This window comes from Prochlorococcus marinus XMU1408, assembly GCF_003208055.1.
Classification (GTDB): domain Bacteria; phylum Cyanobacteriota; class Cyanobacteriia; order PCC-6307; family Cyanobiaceae; genus Prochlorococcus_B; species Prochlorococcus_B marinus_A.
In genome coordinates, this window is the sequence record NZ_QJUE01000005.1 from 260,233 (window position 1) to 286,532 (window position 26,300).

At 36.2% G+C, this 26,300-nt stretch carries 29 protein-coding genes; 14 read left to right on the forward strand and 15 right to left on the reverse strand.

Features of this window, described 5'->3' with window-relative positions:
* Positions 1–14 precede the first annotated feature (14 nt).
* From DNJ73_RS07845 to DNJ73_RS07890, 10 genes are all read right to left on the reverse strand, one after another.
* The gene (locus tag DNJ73_RS07845) at positions 15–1,127 is read right to left on the reverse strand and encodes a DUF3326 domain-containing protein (protein ID WP_158467148.1); all 1,113 of its coding nucleotides are present in this window, start codon (positions 1,125–1,127) and stop codon (positions 15–17) included.
* Positions 1,128–1,134: 7 nt separating this feature from the next.
* Positions 1,135–1,362: a hypothetical protein gene (locus DNJ73_RS07850; protein WP_158467149.1), complete on the reverse strand. Its 228-nt coding sequence runs from the start codon at positions 1,360–1,362 to the stop codon at positions 1,135–1,137.
* Positions 1,363–1,412: 50 nt separating this feature from the next.
* Entirely contained in the window at positions 1,413–2,363 is a 951-nt protein-coding gene (locus tag DNJ73_RS07855) for a F0F1 ATP synthase subunit gamma (protein ID WP_158467150.1), read from the reverse strand.
* Positions 2,364–2,390: 27 nt separating this feature from the next.
* A complete protein-coding gene (atpA, locus tag DNJ73_RS07860; protein WP_158467151.1) occupies positions 2,391–3,905 on the reverse strand; it encodes a F0F1 ATP synthase subunit alpha in 1,515 nt (504 codons plus the stop codon).
* Between the two features lie 60 nt (positions 3,906–3,965).
* Positions 3,966–4,514, reverse strand: a complete 549-nt coding sequence (gene atpH / locus DNJ73_RS07865) for an ATP synthase F1 subunit delta (protein WP_158467152.1) — start codon at positions 4,512–4,514, stop codon at positions 3,966–3,968.
* The gene (locus tag DNJ73_RS07870; protein WP_158467153.1) at positions 4,514–5,026 is read right to left on the reverse strand and encodes a F0F1 ATP synthase subunit B; all 513 of its coding nucleotides are present in this window, start codon (positions 5,024–5,026) and stop codon (positions 4,514–4,516) included. The genes atpH and DNJ73_RS07870 overlap by 1 nt, the downstream gene beginning before the upstream one ends.
* Positions 5,023–5,484, reverse strand: a complete 462-nt coding sequence (locus DNJ73_RS07875; protein WP_158467154.1) for a F0F1 ATP synthase subunit B' — start codon at positions 5,482–5,484, stop codon at positions 5,023–5,025. The genes DNJ73_RS07870 and DNJ73_RS07875 overlap by 4 nt, the downstream gene beginning before the upstream one ends.
* A 129-nt stretch (positions 5,485–5,613) precedes the next feature.
* Entirely contained in the window at positions 5,614–5,862 is a 249-nt protein-coding gene (atpE, locus tag DNJ73_RS07880; RefSeq protein WP_011125758.1) for an ATP synthase F0 subunit C, read from the reverse strand.
* Positions 5,863–6,030: 168 nt separating this feature from the next.
* Positions 6,031–6,756, reverse strand: a complete 726-nt coding sequence (gene atpB / locus DNJ73_RS07885) for a F0F1 ATP synthase subunit A (RefSeq protein WP_158467155.1) — start codon at positions 6,754–6,756, stop codon at positions 6,031–6,033.
* Positions 6,757–6,832: 76 nt separating this feature from the next.
* Positions 6,833–7,252 (reverse strand): ATP synthase subunit I, encoded by a 420-nt coding sequence (locus DNJ73_RS07890; protein WP_158467156.1) that lies wholly within the window; start codon positions 7,250–7,252, stop codon positions 6,833–6,835.
* A gap of 416 nt (positions 7,253–7,668) precedes the next feature.
* Between DNJ73_RS07890 and DNJ73_RS07895 the strand changes: the two genes are divergently transcribed.
* Genes DNJ73_RS07895 through DNJ73_RS07905 form a run of 3 tightly spaced genes read left to right on the forward strand, consistent with a single transcriptional unit; the run spans position 7,669 to position 10,945 of the window.
* The gene (locus tag DNJ73_RS07895; protein WP_158467157.1) at positions 7,669–8,901 is read left to right on the forward strand and encodes an FtsW/RodA/SpoVE family cell cycle protein; all 1,233 of its coding nucleotides are present in this window, start codon (positions 7,669–7,671) and stop codon (positions 8,899–8,901) included.
* A 12-nt stretch (positions 8,902–8,913) separates the two neighbouring features.
* Complete coding sequence (locus DNJ73_RS07900; RefSeq protein ID WP_158467158.1) at positions 8,914–9,660, forward strand: cytochrome c biogenesis CcdA family protein; 747 nt, start codon at positions 8,914–8,916, stop codon at positions 9,658–9,660.
* A 4-nt stretch (positions 9,661–9,664) separates the two neighbouring features.
* Positions 9,665–10,945, forward strand: coding sequence for a cytochrome c biogenesis protein ResB (locus DNJ73_RS07905; RefSeq protein ID WP_158467159.1), 1,281 nt, complete (start codon positions 9,665–9,667; stop codon positions 10,943–10,945).
* On the opposite strand, the gene queF is transcribed toward DNJ73_RS07905, so the two are convergent.
* Positions 10,931–11,320 carry a preQ(1) synthase gene (gene queF, locus DNJ73_RS07910; protein WP_158467272.1) on the reverse strand — a complete coding sequence of 130 codons (390 nt, stop codon included), beginning with the start codon at positions 11,318–11,320 and terminating at the stop codon, positions 10,931–10,933. The two genes, DNJ73_RS07905 and queF, sit on opposite strands and share 15 nt — an antisense overlap.
* A 213-nt stretch (positions 11,321–11,533) precedes the next feature.
* Between queF and DNJ73_RS07915 the strand changes: the two genes are divergently transcribed.
* Positions 11,534–11,761, forward strand: coding sequence for a hypothetical protein (locus DNJ73_RS07915; protein WP_158467160.1), 228 nt, complete (start codon positions 11,534–11,536; stop codon positions 11,759–11,761).
* 40 nt (positions 11,762–11,801) lie between these two features.
* Complete coding sequence (locus DNJ73_RS07920) at positions 11,802–12,140, forward strand: P-II family nitrogen regulator (protein WP_158467161.1); 339 nt, start codon at positions 11,802–11,804, stop codon at positions 12,138–12,140.
* Here DNJ73_RS07920 and DNJ73_RS07925 read toward each other — a convergent pair.
* Complete coding sequence (locus DNJ73_RS07925; protein WP_158467162.1) at positions 12,137–12,937, reverse strand: TlyA family RNA methyltransferase; 801 nt, start codon at positions 12,935–12,937, stop codon at positions 12,137–12,139. The genes DNJ73_RS07920 and DNJ73_RS07925 overlap by 4 nt on opposite strands.
* A gap of 95 nt (positions 12,938–13,032) precedes the next feature.
* Here DNJ73_RS07925 and DNJ73_RS07930 point away from each other — a divergent pair, with 95 nt between their 5' ends.
* The 3 genes from DNJ73_RS07930 (at position 13,033) to DNJ73_RS07940 (ending at position 16,154) form a co-directional block, all read left to right on the forward strand.
* Positions 13,033–13,293 (forward strand): hypothetical protein, encoded by a 261-nt coding sequence (locus DNJ73_RS07930; RefSeq protein ID WP_158467163.1) that lies wholly within the window; start codon positions 13,033–13,035, stop codon positions 13,291–13,293.
* A 43-nt stretch (positions 13,294–13,336) separates the two neighbouring features.
* Complete coding sequence (gene purB, locus DNJ73_RS07935) at positions 13,337–14,632, forward strand: adenylosuccinate lyase (protein ID WP_158467164.1); 1,296 nt, start codon at positions 13,337–13,339, stop codon at positions 14,630–14,632.
* A gap of 127 nt (positions 14,633–14,759) precedes the next feature.
* Positions 14,760–16,154: a class II fumarate hydratase gene (locus tag DNJ73_RS07940; RefSeq protein ID WP_158467165.1), complete on the forward strand. Its 1,395-nt coding sequence runs from the start codon at positions 14,760–14,762 to the stop codon at positions 16,152–16,154.
* 19 nt (positions 16,155–16,173) lie between these two features.
* Here the strand turns inward: DNJ73_RS07940 and DNJ73_RS07945 are convergent, their stop codons facing one another.
* Positions 16,174–18,951, reverse strand: coding sequence for a DEAD/DEAH box helicase (locus tag DNJ73_RS07945; RefSeq protein WP_158467166.1), 2,778 nt, complete (start codon positions 18,949–18,951; stop codon positions 16,174–16,176).
* A 129-nt stretch (positions 18,952–19,080) separates the two neighbouring features.
* Here DNJ73_RS07945 and DNJ73_RS07950 point away from each other — a divergent pair, with 129 nt between their 5' ends.
* The 5 genes from DNJ73_RS07950 (at position 19,081) to bioA (ending at position 23,705) form a co-directional block, all read left to right on the forward strand.
* Positions 19,081–20,223: an aminotransferase class I/II-fold pyridoxal phosphate-dependent enzyme gene (locus tag DNJ73_RS07950; RefSeq protein ID WP_158467167.1), complete on the forward strand. Its 1,143-nt coding sequence runs from the start codon at positions 19,081–19,083 to the stop codon at positions 20,221–20,223.
* On the forward strand, positions 20,220–20,948 hold the full coding sequence (locus DNJ73_RS07955) for an alpha/beta hydrolase (protein WP_158467168.1): 729 nt from the start codon (positions 20,220–20,222) through the stop codon (positions 20,946–20,948). The genes DNJ73_RS07950 and DNJ73_RS07955 overlap by 4 nt, the downstream gene beginning before the upstream one ends.
* Entirely contained in the window at positions 20,929–21,684 is a 756-nt protein-coding gene (locus DNJ73_RS07960; protein ID WP_158467169.1) for a methyltransferase domain-containing protein, read from the forward strand. The genes DNJ73_RS07955 and DNJ73_RS07960 overlap by 20 nt, the downstream gene beginning before the upstream one ends.
* Positions 21,681–22,325 carry a dethiobiotin synthase gene (bioD, locus tag DNJ73_RS07965; protein ID WP_158467170.1) on the forward strand — a complete coding sequence of 215 codons (645 nt, stop codon included), beginning with the start codon at positions 21,681–21,683 and terminating at the stop codon, positions 22,323–22,325. The genes DNJ73_RS07960 and bioD overlap by 4 nt, the downstream gene beginning before the upstream one ends.
* 84 nt (positions 22,326–22,409) lie before the next feature.
* Positions 22,410–23,705, forward strand: a complete 1,296-nt coding sequence (bioA, locus tag DNJ73_RS07970) for an adenosylmethionine--8-amino-7-oxononanoate transaminase (protein WP_187152627.1) — start codon at positions 22,410–22,412, stop codon at positions 23,703–23,705.
* 106 nt (positions 23,706–23,811) lie between these two features.
* On the opposite strand, the gene DNJ73_RS07975 is transcribed toward bioA, so the two are convergent.
* Complete coding sequence (locus tag DNJ73_RS07975; RefSeq protein ID WP_158467172.1) at positions 23,812–24,252, reverse strand: J domain-containing protein; 441 nt, start codon at positions 24,250–24,252, stop codon at positions 23,812–23,814.
* A gap of 77 nt (positions 24,253–24,329) precedes the next feature.
* On the opposite strand from DNJ73_RS07975, the gene rsmG reads away from it, so the two are divergent.
* A complete protein-coding gene (rsmG, locus tag DNJ73_RS07980) occupies positions 24,330–25,076 on the forward strand; it encodes a 16S rRNA (guanine(527)-N(7))-methyltransferase RsmG (RefSeq protein ID WP_158467173.1) in 747 nt (248 codons plus the stop codon).
* Here rsmG and DNJ73_RS07985 read toward each other — a convergent pair.
* A complete protein-coding gene (locus DNJ73_RS07985; RefSeq protein ID WP_187152628.1) occupies positions 25,073–26,290 on the reverse strand; it encodes an aldo/keto reductase in 1,218 nt (405 codons plus the stop codon). The genes rsmG and DNJ73_RS07985 overlap by 4 nt on opposite strands.
* Between the last annotated feature and the right edge of the window lie 10 nt (positions 26,291–26,300).

Below are 26,300 nucleotides of genomic sequence, written 5' to 3' on the forward strand. Positions count from 1 at the left end.
TCTTTTAATTCAATCTATCGATTTTTCAGTTCCTTTAAACAATCAATAGGTCTACGTAGTGATTTAATATTTATCCCGTGACGTAAAGCGGTTATCAGACCTGCCGCTTCAATATAGTTTTCAGCGTAAAACACATTATTATCTTGATGACTTCCTAAGCTATCAAGCCTCATATTTGTAGAGTTAACATTTAATACTCCTTTATTTGAAACTATTATCAAAGGAATAGATTTTTCTATACAAGATAGAACTGCTTCCCCACCTAATGCACCTTGAGGGACGACAGCGGCACCTAAATTCGTATTGCTTAATATTTTTGTCAGCTGTAAAACAGATTTTTCTTTAGTATGCAATGCTGACTTATAAATAAGATCGGGAGCACGACTAAGACCAACCAAAACACTTGGCAAAAATGTATACCCTATCTCCTCTCCACAAGTTCGAGGATCCAAATCATAATTAATGGGTAAAGGCTTTAATCCTGGTGCATGTGCGCATGGAATTAACAAATGCTTGACGAGAAAATGACTGATTACAGCCTCTGCACCCGCAATAAGGTCTACCCCAATACCTTGACGATAAAGCTTAGTCTCTAAATCGTCACTATCATCAGGGAAGCGAGTTATCACAGCAATTGCTGTTGCACCAGCTTCCTTAAGTTGTTTAGCGCTTCTTAAAAGAACATCTGGTTCTTCTATACATCCCCAACTAGAACCACTTAAACCTTTTTTTAGGTTGATTTTCAAAGCTCTTTCAGTAGTGATTATGGGGCCAATATCTAACCCTAAGCTTGCAACACATCCATCAGCGACTTGTAGATGTCTTTTCTTTAAATCTGGCTCTAAACCTTCATCTAATAACAAACCTACTTTTTGTTGCCTTACTGGTTTTAGAAGCAATTCACCAGCAGTAAAAAGATTTAAACTATAACCTTCAACATAATGGATATGAGGTTCAGGCCAATATAGAGACCCACCATTCATTACATTAGGATGAGTTATTAAACATTCACTTGCAGAAGCCAATAGTCTCGCGACAGGGATGGCATCACCTGCGTATCCACCAATTTCACAACCTATGCCAGTAGGAATAATCAATAATGTTGGCAAAGGTTTAGTATTAGTCATCAAAGAATCAAGTCAAAAAAGTATTAATATCTTTTGTTTTATCTTCATTAAGAATCAATACTGCTTCAATATATATTTTCTGGATTTTTTTTTCAGAATGAGCAGTCAATGAAGTAATCGCCCATCTAAGCGGTTCACCATAGTTGAGTAGCTTGGATAATATAAAGTTTCTTAAGTCAAACAAACTTAAATCAGAAGGCCAATCAAGCTCTAATTCAACAAATTTAATATTCACTTTATTAATAATTTATACTTTAAGAATTCGTATAGTTAGAACAGATAAAACTATGCTGCCGCACCACCTACAACTTCTAAAATTTCTTGAGTAATTGCAGCCTGTCGAGCTTTATTATAGTCAATAGTAAGATTTTTAGCCAATTCCTTAGCATTGTCGCTAGCATTATTCATTGCAGTCATTCTACTAGCCAGCTCTGAAGCAGCTGATTCCTGTAATGCGCGTAATAATTGATTCTGTAAATAGAGAGGCAAAAGAGCATTCAATAGCTGATCAGGGCTTTGTTCGAAAACGATATCAGATGGTAATTTCGGCTCTTCATTAGCGGGCGCAGCATCTTTCTCAATAATTAATTGACTATCTTTTGTAGTTAATCTAAAGATTTCGTCTTCCGAATCTGCAATTCCTTGAGGGTCTAGAGGTAAAAGAGTTTGAATAGTAGGATTGCAACTTACCAAGCTTACAAACTTAGTAAAAATAACCTCGACACGGTCAGTGCTTTCAGAGAGAAATTCAGCTAATACTTCACTAGTAATAGATCCTGCATCCTCAGAGGTAGGAACTTGCTCTAATTCTTTAAAAGTAGCCCTTATATTATACAAACTAGATCTATTTTCAAAATATCCAATAGCTTTTTTACCAATCAACACTAGGTCTGGACTATATCCTTGACCTTTTAATTCTGCATATCTTTTTTCCGTTCGTTTAATAATATTTGCATTGTACCCCCCGCACAATCCTCTATCACCAGTAACAGCCAAGAGAGTAATTGTCTTAACTTCACGCCTATTAAGCAAAGGAGAATCAGCAGCTTCAAACTGCATTCTTGATTGTATATTCTCCAAAACTCTTGCCAATCGATCAGCAAAAGGTCGACTCCGAAGGACCTGATCCTGCGCCCTCCGCACTTTCGCAGCAGCAACGAGCCTCATCGCTTCTGTGATTTTTCTAGTGTTTTTGACAGAAACAATTCTGTCTCTTATATCCTTGAGGTTAGCCATAGGTAATTCTCTCTAAGTTATCTGTAATTAAGCTGCAAGCATCGAGGATTTAACCTCATTAATTGCTTCTTTAAGCATTGATTCAGATGCTTCACTTAATACTTTTTCGGAAAGAACATTTTTAATAAAATCAGCCTTATTTGTTTTTAGATAATCACGCAATTCTCGAGCAAACTTAGTCACTTCGTCCTCTGGCACCTCATCAATCAATCCTTTAACACCTGCATAAACAATAGCTACTTGTTCAGCTAGATTAAGAGGATCAAATTGAGGTTGCTTAAGAAGTTCTCTTAGTCTTTTTCCTCTACCTAATTGTTTTTGAGTAGCCTCATCAAGATCTGAAGCAAATTGAGAGAATGCCGCTAATTCATCAAACTGAGCTAATTCAAGTTTTAAAGTACCGGCAATTTTCTTAATAGCTTTAGTTTGCGCAGCTCCTCCTACTCTACTAACTGATATACCTACGTTAATTGCAGGTCTTAATCCAGAGTTGAATAAATCTGAGCTCAAGAAAATCTGACCATCAGTAATTGAAATAACATTAGTTGGTATGTATGCAGAAACGTCACCAGCCTGGGTTTCAATAATAGGCAAGGAGGTCATTGAACCTGCACCCATAGAATCAGAGAGTTTTGCGGCCCTTTCAAGTAAACGACTATGGCAATAAAAAACATCTCCTGGATACGCTTCGCGACCTGGTGGACGACGTAAAAGCAATGACATTTGCCTATAAGCCTGAGCTTGTTTGGTTAAGTCGTCATAAATAACTAGTGTCGCCTTACCTTGATACATAAAATGCTCTGCAATCGCTGCACCTGTATAAGGAGCTAAATATTGCAAAGCTGCAGCTTCAGATGCTCCTGCATTAACAATAATCGTGTAATCCAAAGCTCCTTTTTCTTTAAGAACCTCGACTACATTTGCCACTGATGCTTGTTTTTGACCAACCGCGACATAAACACAAACAACATCTTGACCTTTTTGATTGATGATTGTATCGATTGCTATTGCAGTTTTACCTGTTTGACGATCTCCAATAATCAATTCTCTCTGACCTCTTCCAATAGGGATCATCGCATCAATAGATGTGATGCCAGTTTGCATAGGCTCATGTACTGACTTTCTCTTAATAATTCCAGGAGCTATTGACTCAATTAATCTTGAGTCAGTCGTAGCCATCTCCCCTTTTCCATCAATTTGCTGTCCAAGGGGATTAACAACTCTTCCGAGCATTGCCTCACCAACTGGTACAGAAGCAATCTTTCCAGTTGCTTTTACTGTGCTTCCTTCTTGTACTCCTAAAGCTTCCCCCATTAACACGACACCAACATTGTCATCTTCAAGGTTTAAAGCAATCCCTTCTGTTCCATCTTCGAATTCAACCAGTTCACCTGCCATAACCTTTTCAAGGCCATAAACTCTTGCGATACCATCACCAATTTGTAAAACAGTACCAACATTGCTCACAGATACTGATTTATCGTAATCAGCAATCTGTTGTTTAAGGATTGAACTGATCTCGTCGGGACGTATAGAAACCATGGGATTAACTTAAGTTGGGGAAGATTAAGGAAGAAAGAAGAGGAGAAAGTCAGGAAAGAATTAACTGACCTTGGCCAAAGCAAGACCAAGTCGCCTGACTTGACCTGCAATGCTGGCATCAATGACCTTTGATCCAACATTGACCACAAAGCCACCAAGCAATTCGGAGTCGACTTTGAGATCGATTTCCAAATTATCTGTACCAGCTATAGATTGTACTTTCTTGAGTAGCTCTGATTGTTGATCTTCATTTAGAGCTGTAGCTGAAGTAATTGTTGCTAAAGCAATATTTCTTTGTTCTCGATAGATTTCCAATAATCTTTCTAAAACAGAATTCAACAATCCAATTCTTTGTCTATCTGCTAAAAGCTTTAGGAGATTTAAGAAAGAAGAAGTTACCTGACTAGAAAAAAGCTTTTCTAAAGCGGCTTTCTTTTGATTAACCTCTAGAACAGGAGATGACATTGCATCACTAAATTCAGGGCAAGATTTCCAGAGTTCTAAAATAGATTTAGCTTGAGTTACTACTTCATCCACTTCGTTTCGACTCTCAGCGACTTGAAGGAATGCTTCCGCATATGGAGTAGTAATAGTATTAAGTAGTGGCATCAGTTGTCTCCGATATTTTTAATTGACTGTTTAAGAAAATTATCTTGAGTATTTGAATCTAATTTTTTAGGAAGCATTGCTAATGCTTTTTCAATAGCTAGTTCTGCAGCCTCTTTTCTTAATTGAGAAGTCACTCTTGCAGCTTCAGCATTGAGGTCAGATGCAGCGCCTTGTTTAATTCTTGCCATTTCTTCAACAGTCCTTTTTTCACTCTCTAGACGAATTGCTTCGGCTCTCGCTTTGCAATCATTTCTGATTTTTTCTGCTTTTTGCTTTGCGGAAGAAAGTTCGTCTTTAGCTTGTGAAAGAGAATCTTGTGCTTTAGCTAGACGTTCTTCGGCATCTTTCAAGTCTGAAAGGATGGTTGTTCTTCGTCTTTCAAGGATTTTCCCTAAAAAACCTGGCAAGAACTTGTAGAGGCCAAAAACAACAACTGCTAAGTTGAGAATGTTGGTCTCAAAAATATTTAAATTAAGGCCAAAGCCTTCTGAAGCGAAAATTAAAGAAGTCATTTTTTTGCCAAGAGTCTTTCAACGATCAAATCACCAAGATTGTTAGCTTCGCTTTTGAGTTGATTAAGAGCGTCATCTCTTTGTGCATCAATCTCTCTACGAGCTTTCTCTCTCGATGCGTTTGCTTCTGAAGTAGCAAGAGCAAGAGCTTCTTTATAAAGATTCTCAGAATCCTGCTCTGCTTCAAGAATCACCTTTTGAGCTTCAAGACGAGCTTCTTTAAGCTGATCTTTTAGTTCAGTCTCTAGGAGTTCAACCTCAGTAATTTTTTTCTTTGCTTCTGCCCGACTTGTATTTACATAATCCTCTCTTTCTTCAACTACCCGTCCAACAGGCTTGAAGAAAAGAGCATTAAGTATGAAAGTAAGTAATACAACCTGAACCGCCATCAGCGGAAGAGTTGCATCGAAATCAAACAGACCTCCCTCAGAGGCACCAAACAAAAACAAAGTTGGCATTAGCTAGGGGTGCAAGAATTTAAACGAGCCGCATAACGGCAATTGAAATTTGCTAAAGAATTTTCAAATATTGGGGCTGAGAGTTAATCAAATTGATTGAATTACTCAATCAGCCCTTTTTTGAAATATTCAACCAGCAAAAGGGTTAGCAAAGAGAAGCACCAATGCAACCACAAGCCCATAAATGGTAAGTGATTCCATGAAAGCGAAAGAAAGAAGCAAAGTACCTCTGATTTTTCCTTCAGCTTCTGGTTGACGGGCTATACCCTCTACTGCTCCTTGTGCAGCACTACCCTGACCGATACCAGGGCCTATTGCGCCAAGGCCTACAGCTAAACCAGCTGCAACAACTGATGCGGCGGTGGTAATGGAATCCATAATTCTGCTAAAGATGTGTAGCGCTTTAAACGCTTATAGAGTTGTGACCGGGAGTTTATACCTGCGAGGGGTGCATCTCATAGTCCTTGAGAAGATACTGAAAGAATTTCAGGCCTCAAAGCAGGAAATTTGCCATTGAAAAGTTAATTCAGTAGCAAAAAATAATGATTAATGATGCTCTTCAACTGCTTCCCCGATGTAATAAGCAGCAAGAGTTGCAAAAATCAGAGCTTGAATAGCACTAGTAAACAAGCCTAGAAACATAACTGGAACTGGAAGAACAAGAGGTACTAGAAAAACGAGTACCGCTACAACAAGTTCATCTGCCAAAATGTTTCCAAATAAACGGAAAGATAACGAAAGGGGCTTTGTAAAATCCTCCACAATTTTGAATGGGAGCATTATTGGCGTTGGGTGAACGTAATACTCGAAGTAACGCAAACCTTTATTGCTCAACCCCGCATAGAAATATGAGAGAGATACCAGTAGTGCTAAAGCAACAGTTGTATTTATGTCAGCTGTAGGAGCGCCAAGTTCACCACTTGGTAATTCGATCAGCTTCCAGGGAACTAATGCTCCGCCCCAATTGCTCACAAAAATGAACAGAAAGAGGGTTCCGATGAAAGGCATCCAATCTCTATAAACCTTTTCTCCAATTTGAGTTCTTGCAAGATCACGAATGTAATCCCAAAGGAATTCCAAAAGATTCTGTACACCTTTTGGATCACGTTCCATTTTTTTAGTTCCAATGACCACTAAGGCAAGCAAAGCGCCTATTAGAAGCCATGAAGTCATAAAGACTTGGCCGTGAATTCTAAAATTTCCAATTTGCCAATAGAGATGTTGGCCCACCTCTAACTCAGCAAAAGGAAAAACAAATGGCAAAGAACCCATTTATCTGGAAGTTAGGTTAAGAAGAAAATAAAAGCCAAACAAACAAAACTTAAAAATTTGATTTCTAAATAAGCCTCTATGGCATAGCTAGAAACTGAATAATTAACGCTGGTTTATAAAGCAAAAATCCTAATAGTGCCGGAATCAAATCAAGTTGAGGAAATCTAGAAGATGCCAAAACCAAAAGGACCGGGACTAGCAACTGGACTTTACCGACGATTTTTGATGAAGTACCTAATTTTCCAACTCCGCGAGCAAGCAAGCGAAAATAAAAAATTCCTGATAAAGCACCAATAAATAGGCTTGCACTAGCCTGTGTTCCCCAAAAGAAACCTGCTATGCCAACAGAAAAAATGGTCAATAAAAATGCCAGACGAAATACTCGAAATTGAAGTTCAAGAAATTCGTCTGATTTGACTCCGGACGATGAGTCCGACAAGTCAATATCCAGAAGAGGATCACGACTTGAGCAATCTTCAACAATCTCAGATGCCACAAAAATTCCTCATATTGAAGATCCTTAGTGCTAATGAGAAGTGGTTTTGCAAACAAGACACCTAAGCTCTCTGCAAAGGCCCGGGGAATCTATCACGAGACTTGCATCAAAACAAAAAAATTTTTTATTAATAAATTGATTGATTTTCTAATTTGTTAAATAAGAGCAAATTATTTTCATGAGAGTTTTAATCCTAAAATCTATATTAATAAATAATTTCTCTAACATTTGATTGTATTATTATCAAATTAATTTTTTTCTAGATCTTTTTTATCTGTCACTAAAAACTAACAATTACATTTCATCATGAAAAAATCATAATCTTTCTTCAATTCCATATGAAAGTTACTTAATTCCATTCAAATACTTGGCAAATTGAGATTAAGCGGCTCAATGGTATATAAGCAAAAGATCCTTTGATTAATATTTCTAATAAAAAACTTCAATTTGAACGCAAACAAAAAACCATCCATGAATCAAAAAATTTTCTGGGTAATTTAGTAAATAAAAAGATACTCCCATTGCCTTGGCAGTTTTGGCCAAAGGAAGGACGTTTAATTATGGGATTAATCTTCTTTTGGAGCTTGGCAGGGATTCTCATACTTGGATCAGCTAGTTGGTGGGTAGCCAATAGAGAAATGGGTGATGGTGCCTACTACATAAAAAGACAGATAATTTGGCTAGCTGCTAGTTGGAGCATTTTCTACCTAGCCATCAATATCAATCTAAAAAGATGGCTTAAGCTATCTGGTCCATGCCTTTTAATAGGCATGGTTCTTATTGCTGCAACAAGCTTTTTTGGTAGCACAGTTAATGGTTCTACGCGATGGTTAATTTTAGGGCCACTGCAAGTCCAACCATCAGAATTAATCAAACCATTTATCATTCTCCAAAGTGCAAAACTTTTTGGGCAATGGGAGAGAATAAATTCAGATAAAAAACTTTTTTGGTTAACTATTTTTGGATCTATTATTCTATTAATTATAAAGCAGCCAAATTTAAGCACCGCTGCCTTAACGGGAATAATGCTTTGGATGATAGCCTTAGCAGCTGGCATTAATTTTCGCTACCTTTTCAACACCGCTTTATCAGGATTAGTTATAGGTTCAATAAGTATTCTTTCTAACGAATATCAAAAAATCCGTGTGATGTCATTTCTGAATCCATGGAAAGACCCACAAGGAAGTGGCTATCAGTTAGTTCAGAGCCTTTATGCTATAGGTTCTGGTGGTTTATTTGGAGAAGGTTATGGTCTTTCTGTGCAAAAATTACAATATCTACCTATACAAAGTACTGATTTTATATTTGCTGTTTTTGCTGAAGAATTTGGATTCTTTGGATCCACTCTACTTTTATCATTTCTTCTTGTAGTTGCTTATTTAAGCCTTAAAATATCTCTAAGTTGTAGAAATAATTATTCCAAATTAATTGCAATGGGATCAGGTACTATTCTTGTCGGCCAATCAATTATGCACATAGCTGTTTCTTCAGGTGCAATGCCTACAACTGGTCTACCTTTGCCTTTAATTAGTTATGGAGGGAACTCATTAATTTCAAGCTTACTCATAGCTGCCTTGTTGGTAAGATCATCTATTGAATCAACAGACTTAATAGTTAAAGATCACTCAAAAAGACTTTTAAATAGATAATCTGGTAGAAGAATGAAGGTGGTAAATCTTTTTTTGAATATTTCTTCCATAAGTTTAATTTTTTCTGATTTGACTCGTCATGGCGAGCAATTAATTAATAATGGGCTAGATCATCCAAGTCCTTTAACGCTTTTAATAGTTTTCATAGGAGGTCTTTTGACCAGTTTGGGACCTTGTTCATTGTCACTTTTACCTATAACAGTTGCATATTTAGCTGGATTTAAAAACGACCAAAACGCTCTTCAAAGAACCATTAGTTTCTGCAGCGGGATAGTTATATCACTAGTCATATTAGGTGTTTTAAGCAGTTTTTTAGGGAAAATTTATGGTCAATTGCCAAGCTTATTTTCAATTTTTATTAGTTTACTAGCAATAGCCATGGGTCTTAATCTTCTTGGGATTTATAAATTTTCACTGCCATCAGGTCCTGACCCTGAAATTTGGAAAAATCAAGTTCCCTCTTCATTTGCGCCACTTTTCGCAGGTTTAGCTTTTGGATTCGCTTCCTCACCTTGCACGACTCCAGTTTTGGCAGTCCTTCTCGCTTGGGTTGGAAAGCAAGGAAACCCTATTAGTGGCACTATTTTTCTTGGAAGCTTTGCAATTGGGCAAATTGTTCCTTTATTTGTTGCAGGTACTTTTGCAGCAAGTATTCCAAAATTATTATCATTACGACCTATTGGGAAATGGATTCCTCCAATTAGTGGAGTCGTTTTATTAACTGTTGGTCTTTTAAGCCTTCTTTCTATTTGGATATAAAAAGATGAAAAAGATTAGCCAAATTTTAAATTGGCTTTCTAGTTTAAAAGTTGCAATATTAATATTGTTGTTAATAGCAATTTCTTGTGCGGCTGGGACTCTAATTCCACAACAAGAATCAGATCAATTCTACTATGATATTTATAATAAAAATCCGCTTATTGGGATAATCAATGGAAATATATTACTACTATTTGAATTCAATCATATCTATACAAGTTTTTGGTTCTTATTGCTACTCAGTTGGCTAGGTATTGCACTTGCAGTTTGTAGCTTTAGGCGTCAATTACCAATACTTAAGTCAGCATTAAAATGGATTGATTATAAATATCCTCGTCAAATAGAAAAACTATCTATTGCTCAGACTATACAGGCTAGCAACCCATCAGAAGGCCTAGAAAAACTTAGAATTCATTTAAAAAAACAAGGTTGGAATGTTAAAGAATCAGATGGAAGGATAGCTGCTAGACAAGGTGTAATTGGAAGGTTAGGCCCTATATTAATTCACCTCGGTATGATCCTATTAATGTTAGGTGCAACCTATGGATCATTAAACGGACAAACAATAGAAAAATTCCTAGCCCCTGGTAGATCAATTAATTTATTAGACAGGAATGAAGAACAAGAATTAACTATTGAATTGCAAAAATTTCAAATTGATAGAGACCCTCAAGGAAGAGCTGAGCAATATAGATCGAAAGTAAAAATCATTGAACCTAATGGTAAAAAAGAAGAAAAAGAAATAAGTGTTAATTACCCTTTAAGATACAAAGGATTAACATTATACCAAGCTGACTGGTCATTAGCAGCAATAACTCTTCAATTTAAAAATAGTCCAAAATTACAAATTCCCATAAAATCTATACCTGAACTAGGTGAGCAAGTATGGGGAACGATAATACCTATTAAGAAGGATGGGAAAGATCCTATATTATTAACAGTTAATAGTGAACTTGGACCAGTAACAATTTATGATAATGATGGAAAAAAATTAATGACATTAAGTACTAATAAAGAAGCAGAAGTAAAAGGAACACTAATTAAGATTATCAACATAATTCCAAGCAGTGGACTACTTTTAAAGCGTGATCCTGGAGTCCCTCTGGTATATACTAGCTTTGCCATAATCCTTTTTGGTGGCACACTAAGTATAATCTCAACTAAAAAAATATGGGTATTACATGAAAAAGAAAAATCTATAATTTATATTGGTGGAATAAGCAACAGAAATCTATCAGGTCTTTCAAAAGAATTGCCCAAATTTAGTAATTTATTGAATAATTAGCTCCAAATTATTTCTTTTTCCATGACAAACTCTAATAATAGTATGAACATTCCCCCTAGGATTAAAATCAGCTTCTATTTGAATCCACTTTGGATCTGAAGCCTCAACTAGATCATCTATGATTTGATTTGCTACTTCTTCATGAGATATTTTCTTATCACGAAAGTTATTTAAATAAAGCTTAATTGCTTTTAATTCTATTACCTTCTTATTTGGTTGATATATTAATCTTAGATTTGCAAAATCAGGATAACCAGAGAAAGGACATTTACAAGTAAATTCGGGAAACTCTACTGTAATTTCATAGTCCCTATTTCTATTAGGATTTGGAAAACATATCAGTTTCCCATTCTCTATTTTTCTTTCGCCATACATAAGTTCCTCTTTGATTCCGTCCTCTGGCTTAGGCACAATTTAAAAGCATTTAAATCACAGACTACATAAAAGCTTGTTTAAAAAATTTTTACCTCAATTAATATCTCATAATCAAAAAACAATCAAATCGCATCAAAAGTCTGAATTTGTATCATTCAGCACAAAGTCAATCCTCGCTATACCCCCTAATAGGAATGTACACAAAGGTTTTGCATGGACATCTGTCTTTTTGAGAAAAGAAATGGAACTCAAATAGAGCCAAACAGTATACATGGAATGCTTTGGCTACAGACTCATTTCGAAACCAGTCATTGGGAATCAATTAGTAATAATTTAGTACTAATCCCTACTAAAGATGCACATATGCTTTGCGAAGATGCCATGAATGCAGGCATAAATGTAAATTTCATCCATTCTCTAACTCAAATAGACAAAATCTGATCAAAAACTATCTAATATTTGAGGAGTTACTTAAAGCGATATGAAAAAGATAGAAGCAATAATTCGTCCTTTCAAACTAGAGGATGTAAAAATTGCATTAGTAAATGCAGGAATAGTTGGCATGACTGTTAGCGAAGTAAGAGGATTTGGGAGACAAAAAGGACAAGTCGAGAGATACAGAGGTTCTGAGTTCACGGTTGAATTTCTTCAAAAACTAAAAATTGAAGTTGTAGTTCCTGATGAAAAAACTGAAATTGTTTTAAAGGCCATTGCTGATGCAGCCAAGACTGGGGAAATTGGTGATGGCAAAATTTTCGTTACTCCAATTGATTCCGTTGTTCGAATCAGAACTGGAGATAGAAACGAAACAGCTCTTTAAACTTCCAAAAAATTTATAAATTTCTCTACCTCAATATTTTCTTTAGCTTCTTCATCCATCCAAAGGAGATATTCTTGATTGCCAGCTGGTCCCTTTAGCGGTGAAGCAATTAGTCCTTTTGGATACCATCCATATTTTTTAGATTCATTAACTATTCCCTTAATAGCCTCAGCATGCAAAGAATGATCACGTACAACGCCACCCTTACCAACTTTACTTTTACCAACTTCAAATTGAGGCTTCACTAGTACTACCAATTCAGATCTAGCACTGTGAAGAAGAGCTTTAATACTAGGTAAAACAATTTTAAGTGATATAAAAGACAAGTCTGCAACTGCTAAGTCTGGAATTGGATCTCCATCATTAAATAATTTCTCAGGAGTTAAATATCTAATATTGGTTCTTTCCAAAAGAACCACTCTTGGATCATTTCTAATACTCCATGCAGTTTGGCCATAACCAACATCTACTCCATAAACCTTTGATGCCCCTGACTGCAAAAGACAATCTGTAAAACCTCCAGTTGAAATACCTGCATCTAAACAAACTCGATTATTAATATTTAGCGGAAATTGATTAAAGGCTGCAGCTAACTTTTCACCTCCGCGAGATACATACCTCAAAGGCTGAGTAACTTGTATCTCAAGATCTTTTAAAACTTCCTGGCCTGGCTTATCCAGAATTAATCCATTAATTGTTTTGACTTTGCCAGCTCTAATAAGTTTTTGAGCCTCTTGACGAGTTTTCACAAACCCTTTAGTCAGCAAGTGCAGATCTAATCGCGATTTTTTAGTCATTTGTTTACAAAAACAAACAGGAAACGGAACAAAAACCGCAGAACTGCAAATAATCCTCTTTTTCAATAGAGAATCTAATCAACTGACCAAAGGTTTTGTCTAAAAAGCTCAGACATCCAAGAAATGAAAATGAGCTACCTAGCCATGGTCATTTTCATCTAACCCCAAAAAAGCAAACTGGAGAAGTACTTGAACTTCTTCCTCCAGGAAGCTTTGCAAAGTTCGCTAATCAACCAAATGACTTGCCTCCCTTTCAAGTGATTGATTGCAAAGGGGGGAGATGCAGGGTAAGACAGCAGGCCTGGGGAAGATATGTTCATTGGGAAGTAGAACACAATAGACTTAAGTCAGCTTGACCTTGACGAACTAAATTAAACTAAACCTTAACTCTGTAGCACTTTGATTGAGCGTTACACAAACCCAGAAATGGGAAATATTTGGTCTGAACAAGCCAAATACCAAACTTGGCTTGATGTTGAAATAGCAGCATGTGAGGCTAATTTCAAATTGGGAAAAATTCCTGTTAATGCAATGGACATAATTCGATCAAAAGCAAGTTTCAATCCAGAACGAATACTCAAAATAGAAGCTGAAGTAAGACATGACGTGATTGCTTTTCTAACAAATGTAAATGAATATGTTGGGGACGCAGGTCGTTACATACACGTTGGCATGACAAGTAGTGATGTACTCGATACAGGCCTTGCGCTTCAATTAAAGTCCTCTGTAAAGCTTTTAAGAAAAGAGCTTTTATTACTTGAAGAAGCTATTAGAGATTTAGCACGACATCATAAGAAAACCGTAATGATTGGACGTTCTCATGCAATCCATGGAGAACCAATTACTTTTGGTTTCAAATTAGCTGGATGGCTAGCTGAAACGCTCAGAAACAAGGAAAGGTTACAAAATCTCGAAAAGGATATATCCGTTGGTCAAATAAGTGGCGCTATGGGGACTTATGCAAATACTGATCCAGAAATAGAAAAAATAACTTGCGAACTCTTGGGGCTCGAAGCTGATACAGCTAGCACACAAGTTATTTCTAGAGATAGGCATGCTAATTATGTACAGATACTTGCTTTGATTGGTTCTTCATTGGATCGTTTTTCTACAGAAATTAGAAATCTCCAAAGAACAGATGTCCTTGAAGTAGAGGAAAATTTTGCTAAAGGCCAAAAAGGCAGCTCTGCAATGCCTCATAAAAGAAATCCCATACGAAGCGAGAGAGTAAGTGGTCTTTCTAGAGTTTTAAGAAGCTATGTAGTTGCAGCTCTTGAAAACGTAGCTTTATGGCATGAGAGAGATATTAGCCACAGCTCGAATGAAAGACTAATGCTGCCAGACACATCTATTACTCTCCATTTTATGATCACAGAAATGACCTCAATAATTAAAGGTCTTGGAGTTTATCCCAATAATATGCTGAATAATTTGAACATTTATGGAGGGGTGGTTTTTAGTCAAAGAGTTCTTTTAGCTTTGGTTGAGAATGGAATGAGTCGAGAAGATTCTTATCGATTAGTTCAAAAAAATGCTCATTCAGCCTGGAATCAACCCGAAGGAAATTTCAAGGACAATCTTGAGAAGGATCCAGAAGTAATGGATAATCTCTCAGCAGAAAAACTTGCTGACTGTTTTTCAACCGAATTACATCAATCGAATTTAAAAGTTATTTGGGATAGACTTGGGATATAAATTTAAAAATCAAATCAATTAATATCAGTAAGTACCCTCTAAAAGGGGGATAGCTTTGGATTTATTTAAAATCTAGAGATGTAATCTTCCATTCCCTAGAAAACTTTAATTTTTCAAACCAAGGTCAATGTCCCATATGAAACGACTTGAGAAAGATAGCCTAGGTTCAATTGAGGTTCCAAAAGATGCACTATGGGGCGCTCAAACTCAACGATCAATACTAAATTTCGCTATTGGAGATGAGGTCATACCTATAGAGATCATTCATGCAATTGCCCAAATAAAAGCCTCTTCTGCTCGAGTTAACAATCATCTAGGTCTGATAAATAAAGAAGTCGCAGAATTTATCACTGAAGCAAGTTTAGAAATTATTGCAGGGAAACATAATGATCAATTCCCATTGAAAGTATGGCAAACAGGCAGTGGTACCCAAACGAACATGAACGTCAATGAGGTAATAAGCAATATAGCTTCAAAACGTTTAAACAATCCTTTAGGTAGTCATAATCCACTACATCCCAATGATCATGTCAATCGCTCTCAATCTACAAATGATGTTTTTCCAGCAGCCATACAAATAGCCACAATACTTAGCTTGAAAAAAACCTTAATACCCGAATTAAAAAAGCTCATTGATTTGTTTCATCAAAAAAGTCAAGAATGGAAGGATCTTATCAAAATAGGACGTACTCATCTTCAAGATGCAGTACCCCTTACTCTTGGACAAGAAGTCTCTGCTTGGGCTGCTCAGTTAGAGACTGCATTAGGACGAATTGAAATCAACCTCAAAGAGCTTTATTCACTTCCACTGGGAGGAACCGCTGTTGGAACAGGAATAAATGCTCCTGAGAATTTCGATAACCTCATTGCTCTTGATATTTCGAGAAAAACAAATTTACCCTTTGAGCCTGCAGCTAATAAATTTGCCATCATGGCTAGTCATGATGGTCTTGTAAATATAATGTCCCAACTGAAGTTATTAGCCGTAACTTTTCTCAAAATTGTTAATGATCTTCGACTTTTATCCTGTGGACCAAGAGCTGGATTATCAGAGCTACAGCTTCCAGCTAATGAGCCTGGCAGCTCAATAATGCCAGGAAAAATCAATCCTACTCAATGCGAAGCTATGGCAATGGTATGTACACAAATAATTGGTATGGATACCTCAGTATCCATAGCAGGAAGTGGTGGGCATCTACAAATGAATGTTTATAAGCCACTAATTGGATACAACATTATAAAGAGTATTAATCTTATTCAAAAAGCATGTAAAAGTTGCAGAGAAAATATGATTGAGGGTATTCAACCCAATAAAGCAAAAATCAAACAATATCTAGATAATTCTTTGATGTTGGTCACTGCATTAGCTCCATCAATCGGATACGAAAAAGCAAGTCAAATTGCCCAATTAGCACATAAAAAGAATATCAGTTTAAGGGAAGCGTCAAGTCAACTAAACTATATCAAACCAGAAGAATTTGATAATCTCATTAATCCAAAATTTATGGTTGGGACTGGTTGAAAAAAATAAAATTTTAATTTCAATTATTTCTTTCAGTTGCCGGATTGATAACCTCATGATTTTTTTCTTTTGTAAGATTAATATCTTGAGCCTCACAAACTGGAAATCTATCCATTAATTTTACCGCTGCTTTAGCATTATTCCTCAGTTGCCTACTCACAGCCTCGCAATAGGGTATCTGTGAAAGCAAATCATTTGTTCTTCTTAGAATTCTTACAACATCTCCCTCATCTAAAGAAGTATTTGAAATCAAATCCGTCCAAGTACTTCCTCTTGTCCAGGCTTCTACTAAACCCATTAGTTCTGAGCTCCATAGAATTGGAACTTCTATACCGAAGCGTTCTTGTACTCTAAATAATTCTCTTCGAATATTTGATAAATCATTAAAGGCTTCGTCTGCAACTGCACTTGGAATAAATCCAGTCCATAAATCAGGACGATTTACTTCCGTCACAATTGACTGAATCACGCCAGCTAATTCTGTCGGAGTTAGTTCATCAAGATGTCCACTCATCAAAACCAAGCCTAACCACAATTCATTTTCACCTCTTAAGGATCCAATTCCTCTACCAATCTCAGTGGGGTTTAAATCATCCAAGCATCCAAAATGGTTTAGTACTTTAATTAGTGATAAAAAAGTTTCCCAGTGACGATTAGACCTGTCATAAAGCATCTCCTCACGTTCATGAATTTCAATTTCTAGTTCATTCATTTTACGTCTATGTTTCTTCAATTTTTTCTTATCTCCCCATCGATGAGCTGGTTGAAGCAACAATTCATCATCTAGAGATTTAACCAATTGAACTTGAGACAAAACTTCACTAGCAAGATCATATTGAGCAGTTCTCATGTTGTTTTTCTTAGCCAAGTTTGAAATTATTAAAGCTAATTCATTGCTTTTCAAATCTCCATGATGTATTTCACCCAATCTACTAAGTTTAGGAGGTGTAGTATTCAATACGTCTAAACATGTCATATCAGCATAAAGGCTAACCACTTCTCTACAAGAAATAAGTATCCAAATATTTTCATCTGTTAAGCATAATAATTGAGATGGTCTATCTCCTTTTTGTATCTTATCAACAATTACAGCTGGTATGACTTTCCCTTTTAGCTGAGTGTTTTTTAGGCTTATAAGAGTTCCATTACTTGCAAATTCTAAGGCTAAGGTCAATTCATTAGATAACGTTTCGGCAGATTGTTTTTGGAGAATCTTTAATAATCGTCTTTCTTCCTTCAAATGACTTTTTATTTTTTCATATCTTTCAAAATCTGACCATGGTATATCTTCTGAAAAGGTTTTATATTCTTCATACTCCTCTTTTAATCTAGATAGTTCGTCTTCTTCTTCAACTAAATCTAAACTGGCTAAGTATCGACTAAAACTTCTTTCTATCAATTCTTTTGATTTATCTAAGTCATATCGCTGTAATAAATTGAGAACCATGCCATAACTAGGTGTGAATTGACTAATGAGTGGGTCCGCTGGGCTAATTGCCAATTGGCCAGCTTCTCGAGCCCCTTCAAATCGGGTTTGTACAGTGACTACATAACCTCTAGAATCTAGACCTCTCCTCCCTGCTCTACCAGCCATTTGTAAAAACTCACTACTCATTAGTTGACGATGTCCATTATCTGACCTCTTCGATAAAGTAGATATAATTGTACTTCTGGCCGGCATGTTAATTCCTGCAGCCAATGTTTCAGTTGCAAAAACAACTTTTATCAATCCTTCTTGAAATAATTCCTCAATCAATTCCTTCCATGCAGGAAGAACTCCTGCATGGTGAGAGGCGATTCCATTAAATAAAGCTCTAATATGTAGATCATCTCTGAGTCCTTCTATATTTATAGATGAATATTTTTCAAATCGATCTTGAATTGCGTTTCTTTCTTCTTGATTAACCAAGCAAGTACTAGCAATTGTTTTCACAGCCTTGTCACAACCACGACGACTAAATATGAAATAAATAGCGGGCAACATATTTCTTTCAGCTAACTTCGAGACCACAAAGCCGAGTGAAGGGGATTCAGGTTGAGTAGGCTTGGATAAGCGTCCTCTCTTCTTATATGATTTTGTTGGACGCCAAATCTTACAGTTTGGATGCAATCCAGTTCCTTTATCATTGAGCAATGGATGAAGTCCTTTAGCACTACAAAAATTGAATTCCAGGGGAACTGGTCTTAAATCACTAGATATCAGATCTGTGGGTCCATGAACTTGCTCAATCCAATCAGTTAATTGGCTAGCATTTGCAACTGTTGCAGACAAAGCAACAAACTGAACGGATTTAGGACAATGAATAATTGATTCCTCCCAGACCGTTCCTCTATGAGCATCATTCATATAATGACATTCATCAAGTACAACAGTTTCTATATCTAGTAGGGGGTCATCACTTCTATCTGCCGCTGCATAAAGCATATTTCTAAAAATTTCAGTAGTCATAACAAGAATCGAAGCCTCTCTATTAAGGCTTAAATCACCCGTTAAAAGACCCACATTGCTTGCACCAAATTGATTCCTAAAGTCTCTTAGCTTTTGGTTAGATAAAGCTTTTAAGGGCGTTGTATAAAACACCTTATTTCCATGAGAAATCGCTCTATAAATTGCATACTCTCCTATTAATGTTTTGCCTGATCCTGTAGGAGCACTGACAACTACAGAATGGCCTTGATTGAGTGAATCAATTGCTTTAAGTTGAAACTCATCCAACGCAAAAGGAAAGATTTCCTTTGGATTTAAATTGTTTTGGAGGATTTCGTTCTCAGACGTATCTCTTTCTAATGAAGTCATTACTAAATCTTAGGGGAATATTCTATGACCACATGATTTTTGACGTGGATACATAATAAAATCAAGAAACCAAAGAAAAAATGTTAAGCCAGTACCCAAATCTTTAATCACAGAAAACAAAATAACAATATGCCTGAAATCCCCAACTCTAGAATTCGTAAACTCAGGACTTGGCTCCCAGGGAAAAGGTCATCAGAATTGATTGGTATAGATGAAAATAAAAATCAAATCACATTAATTGACCTAGCAAGTAATGACTATCTAGATCTGGCAAGACATCCATTATTAATTGAAGCAACCAGGCAAATCATAGAAACTGATGGAGTTGGTTCTGGAGGATCAAGATTTATTACTGGTAGTAGAAATATTCATCAAAAACTTGAAACGAAGCTTACTGAATGGCTTGATCGTGAGATTGTACTGCTTTACCCGAGTGGTTTCCAGGCTAATCTGGCTGCTGTTTTAGCACTTGCTGATCGTCATACTCCTGTTATTTGTGATCGTCTTATACATCATTCTCTGCTCGTTGGAGTCAAAGCGAGTGGAGCAAAGCTTATTAGATTCAAGCACAACAATTTATTTGAACTAGAAACACTTTTAGAAAAATCCAGACAAAACAATCCCAAAAAACAACCTTTAGTAATTACTGAAAGTCTTTTTAGTATGGAGGGTACAACAGCTCCCATAAAAGAGATTTCAAAACTATGCATTAAATATGATTCAAAGTTATTGATTGACGAAGCTCATGCTTTTGGCGTTATGGGTCCAGAGGGAAAAGGTGAGTCATTTGGGATCAAAGAACCTATTTCTATTATCAGTGGGACTTTCGGTAAAGCATTTGGAAGTGGGGGAGCCTTTCTAGCAACAGACAAGGTAACAGGAGAAAATCTAATCCAAAACTGTGGAGCATTTCGTTATACAACTGCTTTAGCTCCTCCACTCTGCGCAAGTGCTTTAGCCGCGTTAAATCTAATTGAAAGCAACCCTAGCTGGGGTAGCGAACTGAAAGAGAAATCAAAAGATTTAAGAGACAGATTGTCTCAAATTGGGTGGCAACGACCTATTGGTGGAGGTCCAATAATCTCCATAATTCTAGGTTCAGACGAATTAGCCATGGATTATCAAAAGAGACTTGAGGCACAAGGCCTTCTAACAGTTGCTATCCGTCCACCAACTGTCCCTGAAGGTGAATCGAGACTCAGATTAGTGATCAGGCGAAATACTCCAGTTCAAGCCTTCGAAAGACTTATCGCAGTTCTTAAAGATAAATGAAAGAAATAATTGCTATGCACGGGTGGGCTGGAGATAGTAATCAATGGTCTAGTTGGGAAAAGATATTTAAGTGTTGTGATTGGGAATGGCAAGCTGCTGAACGCGGATATAAAGCCATAATTCCACAGACACCTAAATGGAATCATAACTCAAATCAAGTCGAACTCAAAAGAGTTGCTATATGCCACTCTCTCGGCTCACATTTAATAGATAAAAAAATTTTACACTCTGCTACACACTTAGTATTAATCAATAGTTTTAGTCGTTTTATTCCAAGTGGGAAAGAGCATCGCCCTGTACAAATGGCCCTCAACAGGATGATGAATGCAATTAATGCACCCAATGAATCAGCTATGTTAAGAAAGTTTCATATAAAAGCTTATAAACCAAATTACATAGATGTTGAGTCAATCGAATCAAATCTCCTTCACATCTCAGATGCAGGAAGGTTGAGACTAAAACAAGATTTAATACGTCTTATTAATTCTGATTCTCTACCTATTGGCTTAAATAGTTACGCTAACGTACTTATTGTTAACAGTGAACAAGACTATATATTGGCTAATCAAACAAAAGAAAAGCTAGCTGAAGATTTAATAAACCACCTTAAGGTCGCGCCCAAAATAATCAACCTTCAAGATGAGGGACATTTTATTACAAAAATTAAAAATATCAAAAAAATAAAACACTGGCTAGAATTTGATCATGCAAAAAATATGGTCTAGCCAAGTTCATAAAAACTTTAACGCAGCTGCATTAAGTTATAACAAGTCAGCATCAATTCAAAAAAGTACAGCTTTAAAGCTCGCAAAAATATGTTCTAATCATTCAATTAAACATGGACTATGGGTTGACCTTGGGTCTGGTACTGGACTACTAGCTAAATCACTAGAAGATCTACATCCAAACCAATTTGTAGTGCGATTGGATAATTCTCAAAAGATGATTGATCAACATTCAGAAAAGAGTGTTAAACAACTTTGGGATTTAAATAATGGATTACCTAAGTGGTCTAAAAAACCAAATTTGTTAGCTTCAAGTTTTGTTCTACATTGGCTTGATAAGCCACACGAACAACTTAAGGAATGGTTGAATTCTCTAAGTTTAGATGGATGGATTGCCTTAGCAATCCCAATCAAGGGAAGTTTTCCAGAATGGTATGAAGCTGCAGAAAAGGCAAATTTAACATGCACGGCTCTTGAATTACCATCACACGACTCATTAATAAGTGTCGTTCCAAGTCAAAGTATTTTATATAATAAAATTGAAGTTGTTACACAGACAGCTGAGAAGGCAACTTCATTATTAAAACCAATGATTAAGGTAGGAGCACAAGGCAGTCATAAAGAACAACTAAGCATTTCAGAATGGCGACATTTATTATCTTTTTGGCCAATTTCCAATAAAGATAAACAAGTAAGCCTTAGTTGGTCAATTCAGTTTTTACTAATAAAGAGATGAATACTTTCTCAAAAAGAATTATTATTTGTGGTACAGATACAGATGTCGGTAAAACTATAGTTAGTAGTTTTTTCGTCCAAGGTCTTAAAGGTACATACTGGAAACCCATTCAAAGTGGAACAGAGGAAGGCACAGATACAGAAACTGTTTGCAAACTCTTAAATCTTGCACCAGAGCGCCATCTCTCTGAAAGATATAAATTCAAGGCCCCTGTCTCTCCACATTGGGCTGCTGAAAAAGAGTCTAGTTTTATAGAACCAAACAATTTAAACATACCTGACTTAGATAAATTAATAATCATCGAAACTGCAGGTGGCTTAATGGTTCCTCTTAATCGAAATTGGCTACAAATAGACCAATTAAAGGTTTGGGGGGCTCCCATAATTCTTGTGGCCAGAACTGGTCTTGGTACTCTCAATCACACCTTATTAAGTCTAGAAGCCTTGAAAAACAGAAATTTAAATGTATTAGGAATAGTACTAAACGGCCCTCCACACAATGACAATCCGAAGACTCTAGAGCAATTTGGAGATACTAAAATACTTGCAAGTCTTCCTATCTTTGATGAAGTAAGCGCAAAAATGCTTTCAAAAGAATGGAATAAACAGCAATTAGATAAAAAACTTGAGCAATATATTTGAAATTAAAATTTTATTTTTTTCTTAATCAATAGATTTTTTTGACTTCAATCAAGTTAAATGAAACTAGAGGGAAAACTAAATTTGATGAATGAGAAAGATGATTCAACTCAAACTTTTCAGAATCCTCATATTTGGCCACCATTCACACAACTTGCATCCTCTCAACCTCAATTATTGGTTGAAAAAGCAAAAGACGCCCTATTACTTCCTAAGAACAGAACTCCAATAATCGATGGAATTAGTAGTTGGTGGGTAACAATACATGGTCATTCAAATGAATATATTGCTAAGGCGATTGCAAGTCAAGCAGAGCAATTAGAACAAATTATCTTTGCAGATTTCACTCATCCTCAAGCTGAATTATTAGCAAATCGACTAAGTAAATTGACGGGTCTAGAAAAATTATTTTTTTCAGATAATGGCTCTACTGCAGTAGAAGTTGCTCTGAAAATGGCTCGTCAATGGTGGAAAAACAAAGGTGATAATAGATCTCAAATCATTGCATTTGAAGGGGCCTATCATGGAGATACATTTGGAGCAATGGCAGTAGGTGAACGAAATATATTCAGTGAACCTTTTGATCAAATGCTATTTCCTGTCAGCAGAGTAGCTTGGCCTGCGACATGGTGGGGAGATGAAGATTTCGAGAGACGAGAGAAGCAAGTTTTAGAAGCTCTTGATCAGCTTTTGAAAACACCGACTATTGCAGTCATTCTTGAACCATTAGTTCAAGGAGCTGGAGGGATGAGAATGGTTCGTTCAGAATTTTTAGTAGAAGTCGAGAAAAGAATTCGTCAGGCTAATTCTTTACTTATTACAGATGAAGTATTAACTGGCTTTGGAAGGTGTGGATCATTATTTGCTTTTCAAAGAGCAGGATTGAAACCAGACCTTATTTCACTCTCAAAAGGGTTAACTGGTGGATTCCTTCCAATGGGAGTTACTTTGGCCAGCAAAAGAATTTCTGAAGGTTTTCTAGGAGAAGATCCAAAGCAAACTTTCTGGCACGGGCATAGCTTTACCGCGAACCCATTAGGATGTGCAGCTGCCAATGCCAGCTTAGATCTTTTAGAAAAATCTCCTCAGAAATATCTAGATTTTGAGTCACGTCATATGGATCATCTACAAAAAATAGTTAAAGATTCAAAAATCGAGTGCCCAAGAGTTACAGGAACTATAGCTGCTTTCAATATTAAGGTGAATGATAAAAAAGGTTACTTAAGTTCAGTTGGAAAGGTAATGAAAGCCAGTGCATTAAAAGTTGGCGTTTTCATAAGGCCATTAGGTGATGTAGTTTATTTAATGCCACCACTTTGTATCACAGATGAAGAGCTAGAGAAATGCTATTTTGGAATCCAAGAGGGCTTGAATAATCTTTAAAAAAGCAAATCACCCTGAAGAGTTATCATCAAAACAATAGAAACTGGTATTATCAAAACAGAAAATATTTATAACTTGACCATAGGATGGTTCTAAAAAATTAAACTTACATCAACCAACTTGGAGTAAACTCCAAATTTCCTCGTCTTAAAAAAGCAATAAACACTCCTAAAGCCAAGCTCAAGAAAATAGAAATTATTAAAAGAAGAAGTGAAAACAATTCTCCACCTGATAATGGTCGTCTTACTCCTATCGATTTAGAAAAATCTACAGGTTTTATTTTTGTTAAAGAAGGTTCTTTTGTCTGACTTATAAGATTATTCTCTTTCTCTATAAATAAGTCATAATTTGCCCTTAGGACAGGATCACTTAATAAATCATAAGCCTCGCAAACATTTTGAAATTGCCTTGTCGCTTCATCACTTGGCAAAGATGTAGTATCAGGATGAAGTCGCTTACTTAATTGACGGAAAGCTTTTCTAAGTTCTGCGTTATTGGCAGAGGGAGAAACACCAAGCAGTTCGTAACAATTGGAAGAAGGAGTCAACTAAAGAAAATATGATCTAATGATGTATAGATTTTATCTAAATATCTCAGGACTGACTATTTCAAAAACAATTCAAAATGTCTACTGATCAAAATAACAAAGAAACAAATCATCTCATGATATGGAATGAGCTTAATTGGGTACCAAATGAAAAACAATTAGCTCAATTTATCCATTTACAAGAGTTACTTAAAGAATGGAATAAGAAGACCAACCTTACTCGTTTAATCGATGGAGATGATTTCTGGATTGCACAAGTATGTGATAGCTTGTTACCTCTGCATGAAGAACTTCAATACCCAGAACTTTCTCACAAATATATTGATGTTGGCTCTGGCTGTGGATTCCCTGGTATTGCAATAGCAATAGCAATGCCAAATTCAAATATTACTCTTTTAGATTCTTCAAGTAAAAAAACGACCTTTCTGAAAGAAGTTTCTAAAGAAATTGGGTTAAATTCACGTATAACAGTCGTAACTGAACGAGCTGAGACAGCAGGAAGGGATCCAACCCTTCGAAGTAATTTTGACTATGCAATTGCCAGAGCAGTTGCTTCTGCAGATGTAGTAGCAGAATATCTCGTGCCTTTTTTAAATTCGACAGGTCAGGCGCTCATATTCAAAGGGGACTGGAATGAAATAGAGCAACAAATACTAAAAAAAGCTTTAACTGAACTGAATGCAGAGATCCAACGGGCATATAAATTCGTACTACCTAACAATCGCGGTATTAGAAATATTATTAGGATTAGTTCTATTAATAAATGTCCCAATCAATATCCAAGATCAATTGGCAAACCCAAAAAACAGCCTTTAGGTTCCTAAATTCCCCATAATCTATCTCTTCTTTCTCCCCCCAATCTATCTTTCAATTTTCTAAGTATCAAAGGTATTTCAGAGCTCCACGGGCTATTAATCAAAACTTTTTTTAAGTCATCCTCACTCACTTCACAATCCAAGCAATCTGCATTTGATCCTGGGAACCAATGTCCTCCTCTACCTAGAAGAGCATAACGATCTTTAGCAAAGCTTTCCATATCCCAAGCCTCTAATAAATTATTTAGCCACAACAAAATAGGTATATTAATCTCTCCGGGAGTTTGATCCCAACTAGGTAAACCTATATTCCAGGTAGTCAACCATGACTCTCCAAGCGACTTAAATGAGGCATCCATAAGTCGCTTATCTATGGTATTAATTAATCCATGCATGATATCCATCTTAGAAATTGCACTTAAATGAATATCCAGATCTTCAGGTTTTGACGCTCCAACACTTAATGTATGAATTCTTTTATCACTCAAACAAAACAGATCATTAAATTCTATAGGATGTAAAGGACTACATAAATCTAAGAGTTTCAATGACGGTGTATGTAGATGACCTCCCTTATCTGTAGGGCTGATAATAAAAACCCCCATATCATTAGCATTCGCTGCTTCCAAAGCTCTTTCATTTTCCTGACGAATAAAATACCAATGCAAATTAACATAATCAAAAAGTCCTGTTTCAATTGTTTTAATTATCAGGTCAACATTTGCATGAGTTGAGAAGCCAACATGATCAACAAGACCAGCTTTTTGCCAACGACGAACAATCTCTAGACATCCATTAGGACGAATAGTCATATCTAAATGCTCAGGAAGATTGATACCATGAATAGCTAATAAATTAATTTTCTTAGAACCTAATCTACTCATACTTAACTCAAGTTCTTTCTCAAATATCGAAGTATCATTATTTGGTGGGATTTTCGTTTGCAATATTCTTTTTGGGTCCTCGATTTGACCGAAGGCCCAACCTATCTGGCGTTCTGATGTCCCATAATGACGAGCAGTTTCTATATGATGCATACCTTTTCGAGACGCATGCTTAATAGTTTTTTGCAATATGTCTTGTTGTTGATTATTAATTTCTTTAGGATCTAAATCCTTCCAGCTTTGTTGAAAGCGCATCCCTCCAAGAGATAAGACTGGCATCTGAATCTCTGTTCGCCCAAATCTTCTTCTAGGTATTGAATTGTTTTGACTGTCTTTCATTCTTACCAGT

Coding starts and splice junctions, on each gene's coding strand:
- DNJ73_RS07915 (WP_158467160.1), top strand. CDS start 11,534: ATGGACATCTGTCTTTTTGAGAAAAGAAATGGAACTCAAATAGAGCCA.
- DNJ73_RS07900 (WP_158467158.1), top strand. CDS start 8,914: ATGAAGGTGGTAAATCTTTTTTTGAATATTTCTTCCATAAGTTTAATT.
- DNJ73_RS07870 (WP_158467153.1), bottom strand. CDS start 5,026: ATGACTTCTTTAATTTTCGCTTCAGAAGGCTTTGGCCTTAATTTAAAT.
- DNJ73_RS07945 (WP_158467166.1), bottom strand. CDS start 18,951: ATGACTTCATTAGAAAGAGATACGTCTGAGAACGAAATCCTCCAAAAC.
- bioA (WP_187152627.1), top strand. CDS start 22,410: ATGAATGAGAAAGATGATTCAACTCAAACTTTTCAGAATCCTCATATT.
- atpE (WP_011125758.1), bottom strand. CDS start 5,862: ATGGATTCCATTACCACCGCCGCATCAGTTGTTGCAGCTGGTTTAGCT.
- DNJ73_RS07955 (WP_158467168.1), top strand. CDS start 20,220: ATGAAAGAAATAATTGCTATGCACGGGTGGGCTGGAGATAGTAATCAA.
- DNJ73_RS07855 (WP_158467150.1), bottom strand. CDS start 2,363: ATGGCTAACCTCAAGGATATAAGAGACAGAATTGTTTCTGTCAAAAAC.
- DNJ73_RS07950 (WP_158467167.1), top strand. CDS start 19,081: ATGCCTGAAATCCCCAACTCTAGAATTCGTAAACTCAGGACTTGGCTC.
- atpB (WP_158467155.1), bottom strand. CDS start 6,756: ATGGGTTCTTTGCCATTTGTTTTTCCTTTTGCTGAGTTAGAGGTGGGC.
- atpH (WP_158467152.1), bottom strand. CDS start 4,514: ATGCCACTACTTAATACTATTACTACTCCATATGCGGAAGCATTCCTT.
- bioD (WP_158467170.1), top strand. CDS start 21,681: ATGAATACTTTCTCAAAAAGAATTATTATTTGTGGTACAGATACAGAT.
- queF (WP_158467272.1), bottom strand. CDS start 11,320: ATGTATGGCGAAAGAAAAATAGAGAATGGGAAACTGATATGTTTTCCA.
- DNJ73_RS07960 (WP_158467169.1), top strand. CDS start 20,929: ATGCAAAAAATATGGTCTAGCCAAGTTCATAAAAACTTTAACGCAGCT.
- DNJ73_RS07920 (WP_158467161.1), top strand. CDS start 11,802: ATGAAAAAGATAGAAGCAATAATTCGTCCTTTCAAACTAGAGGATGTA.
- DNJ73_RS07905 (WP_158467159.1), top strand. CDS start 9,665: ATGAAAAAGATTAGCCAAATTTTAAATTGGCTTTCTAGTTTAAAAGTT.
- DNJ73_RS07925 (WP_158467162.1), bottom strand. CDS start 12,937: ATGACTAAAAAATCGCGATTAGATCTGCACTTGCTGACTAAAGGGTTT.
- DNJ73_RS07940 (WP_158467165.1), top strand. CDS start 14,760: ATGTCCCATATGAAACGACTTGAGAAAGATAGCCTAGGTTCAATTGAG.
- DNJ73_RS07875 (WP_158467154.1), bottom strand. CDS start 5,484: ATGCCAACTTTGTTTTTGTTTGGTGCCTCTGAGGGAGGTCTGTTTGAT.
- DNJ73_RS07985 (WP_187152628.1), bottom strand. CDS start 26,290: ATGAAAGACAGTCAAAACAATTCAATACCTAGAAGAAGATTTGGGCGA.
- rsmG (WP_158467173.1), top strand. CDS start 24,330: ATGTCTACTGATCAAAATAACAAAGAAACAAATCATCTCATGATATGG.
- atpA (WP_158467151.1), bottom strand. CDS start 3,905: ATGGTTTCTATACGTCCCGACGAGATCAGTTCAATCCTTAAACAACAG.
- DNJ73_RS07845 (WP_158467148.1), bottom strand. CDS start 1,127: ATGACTAATACTAAACCTTTGCCAACATTATTGATTATTCCTACTGGC.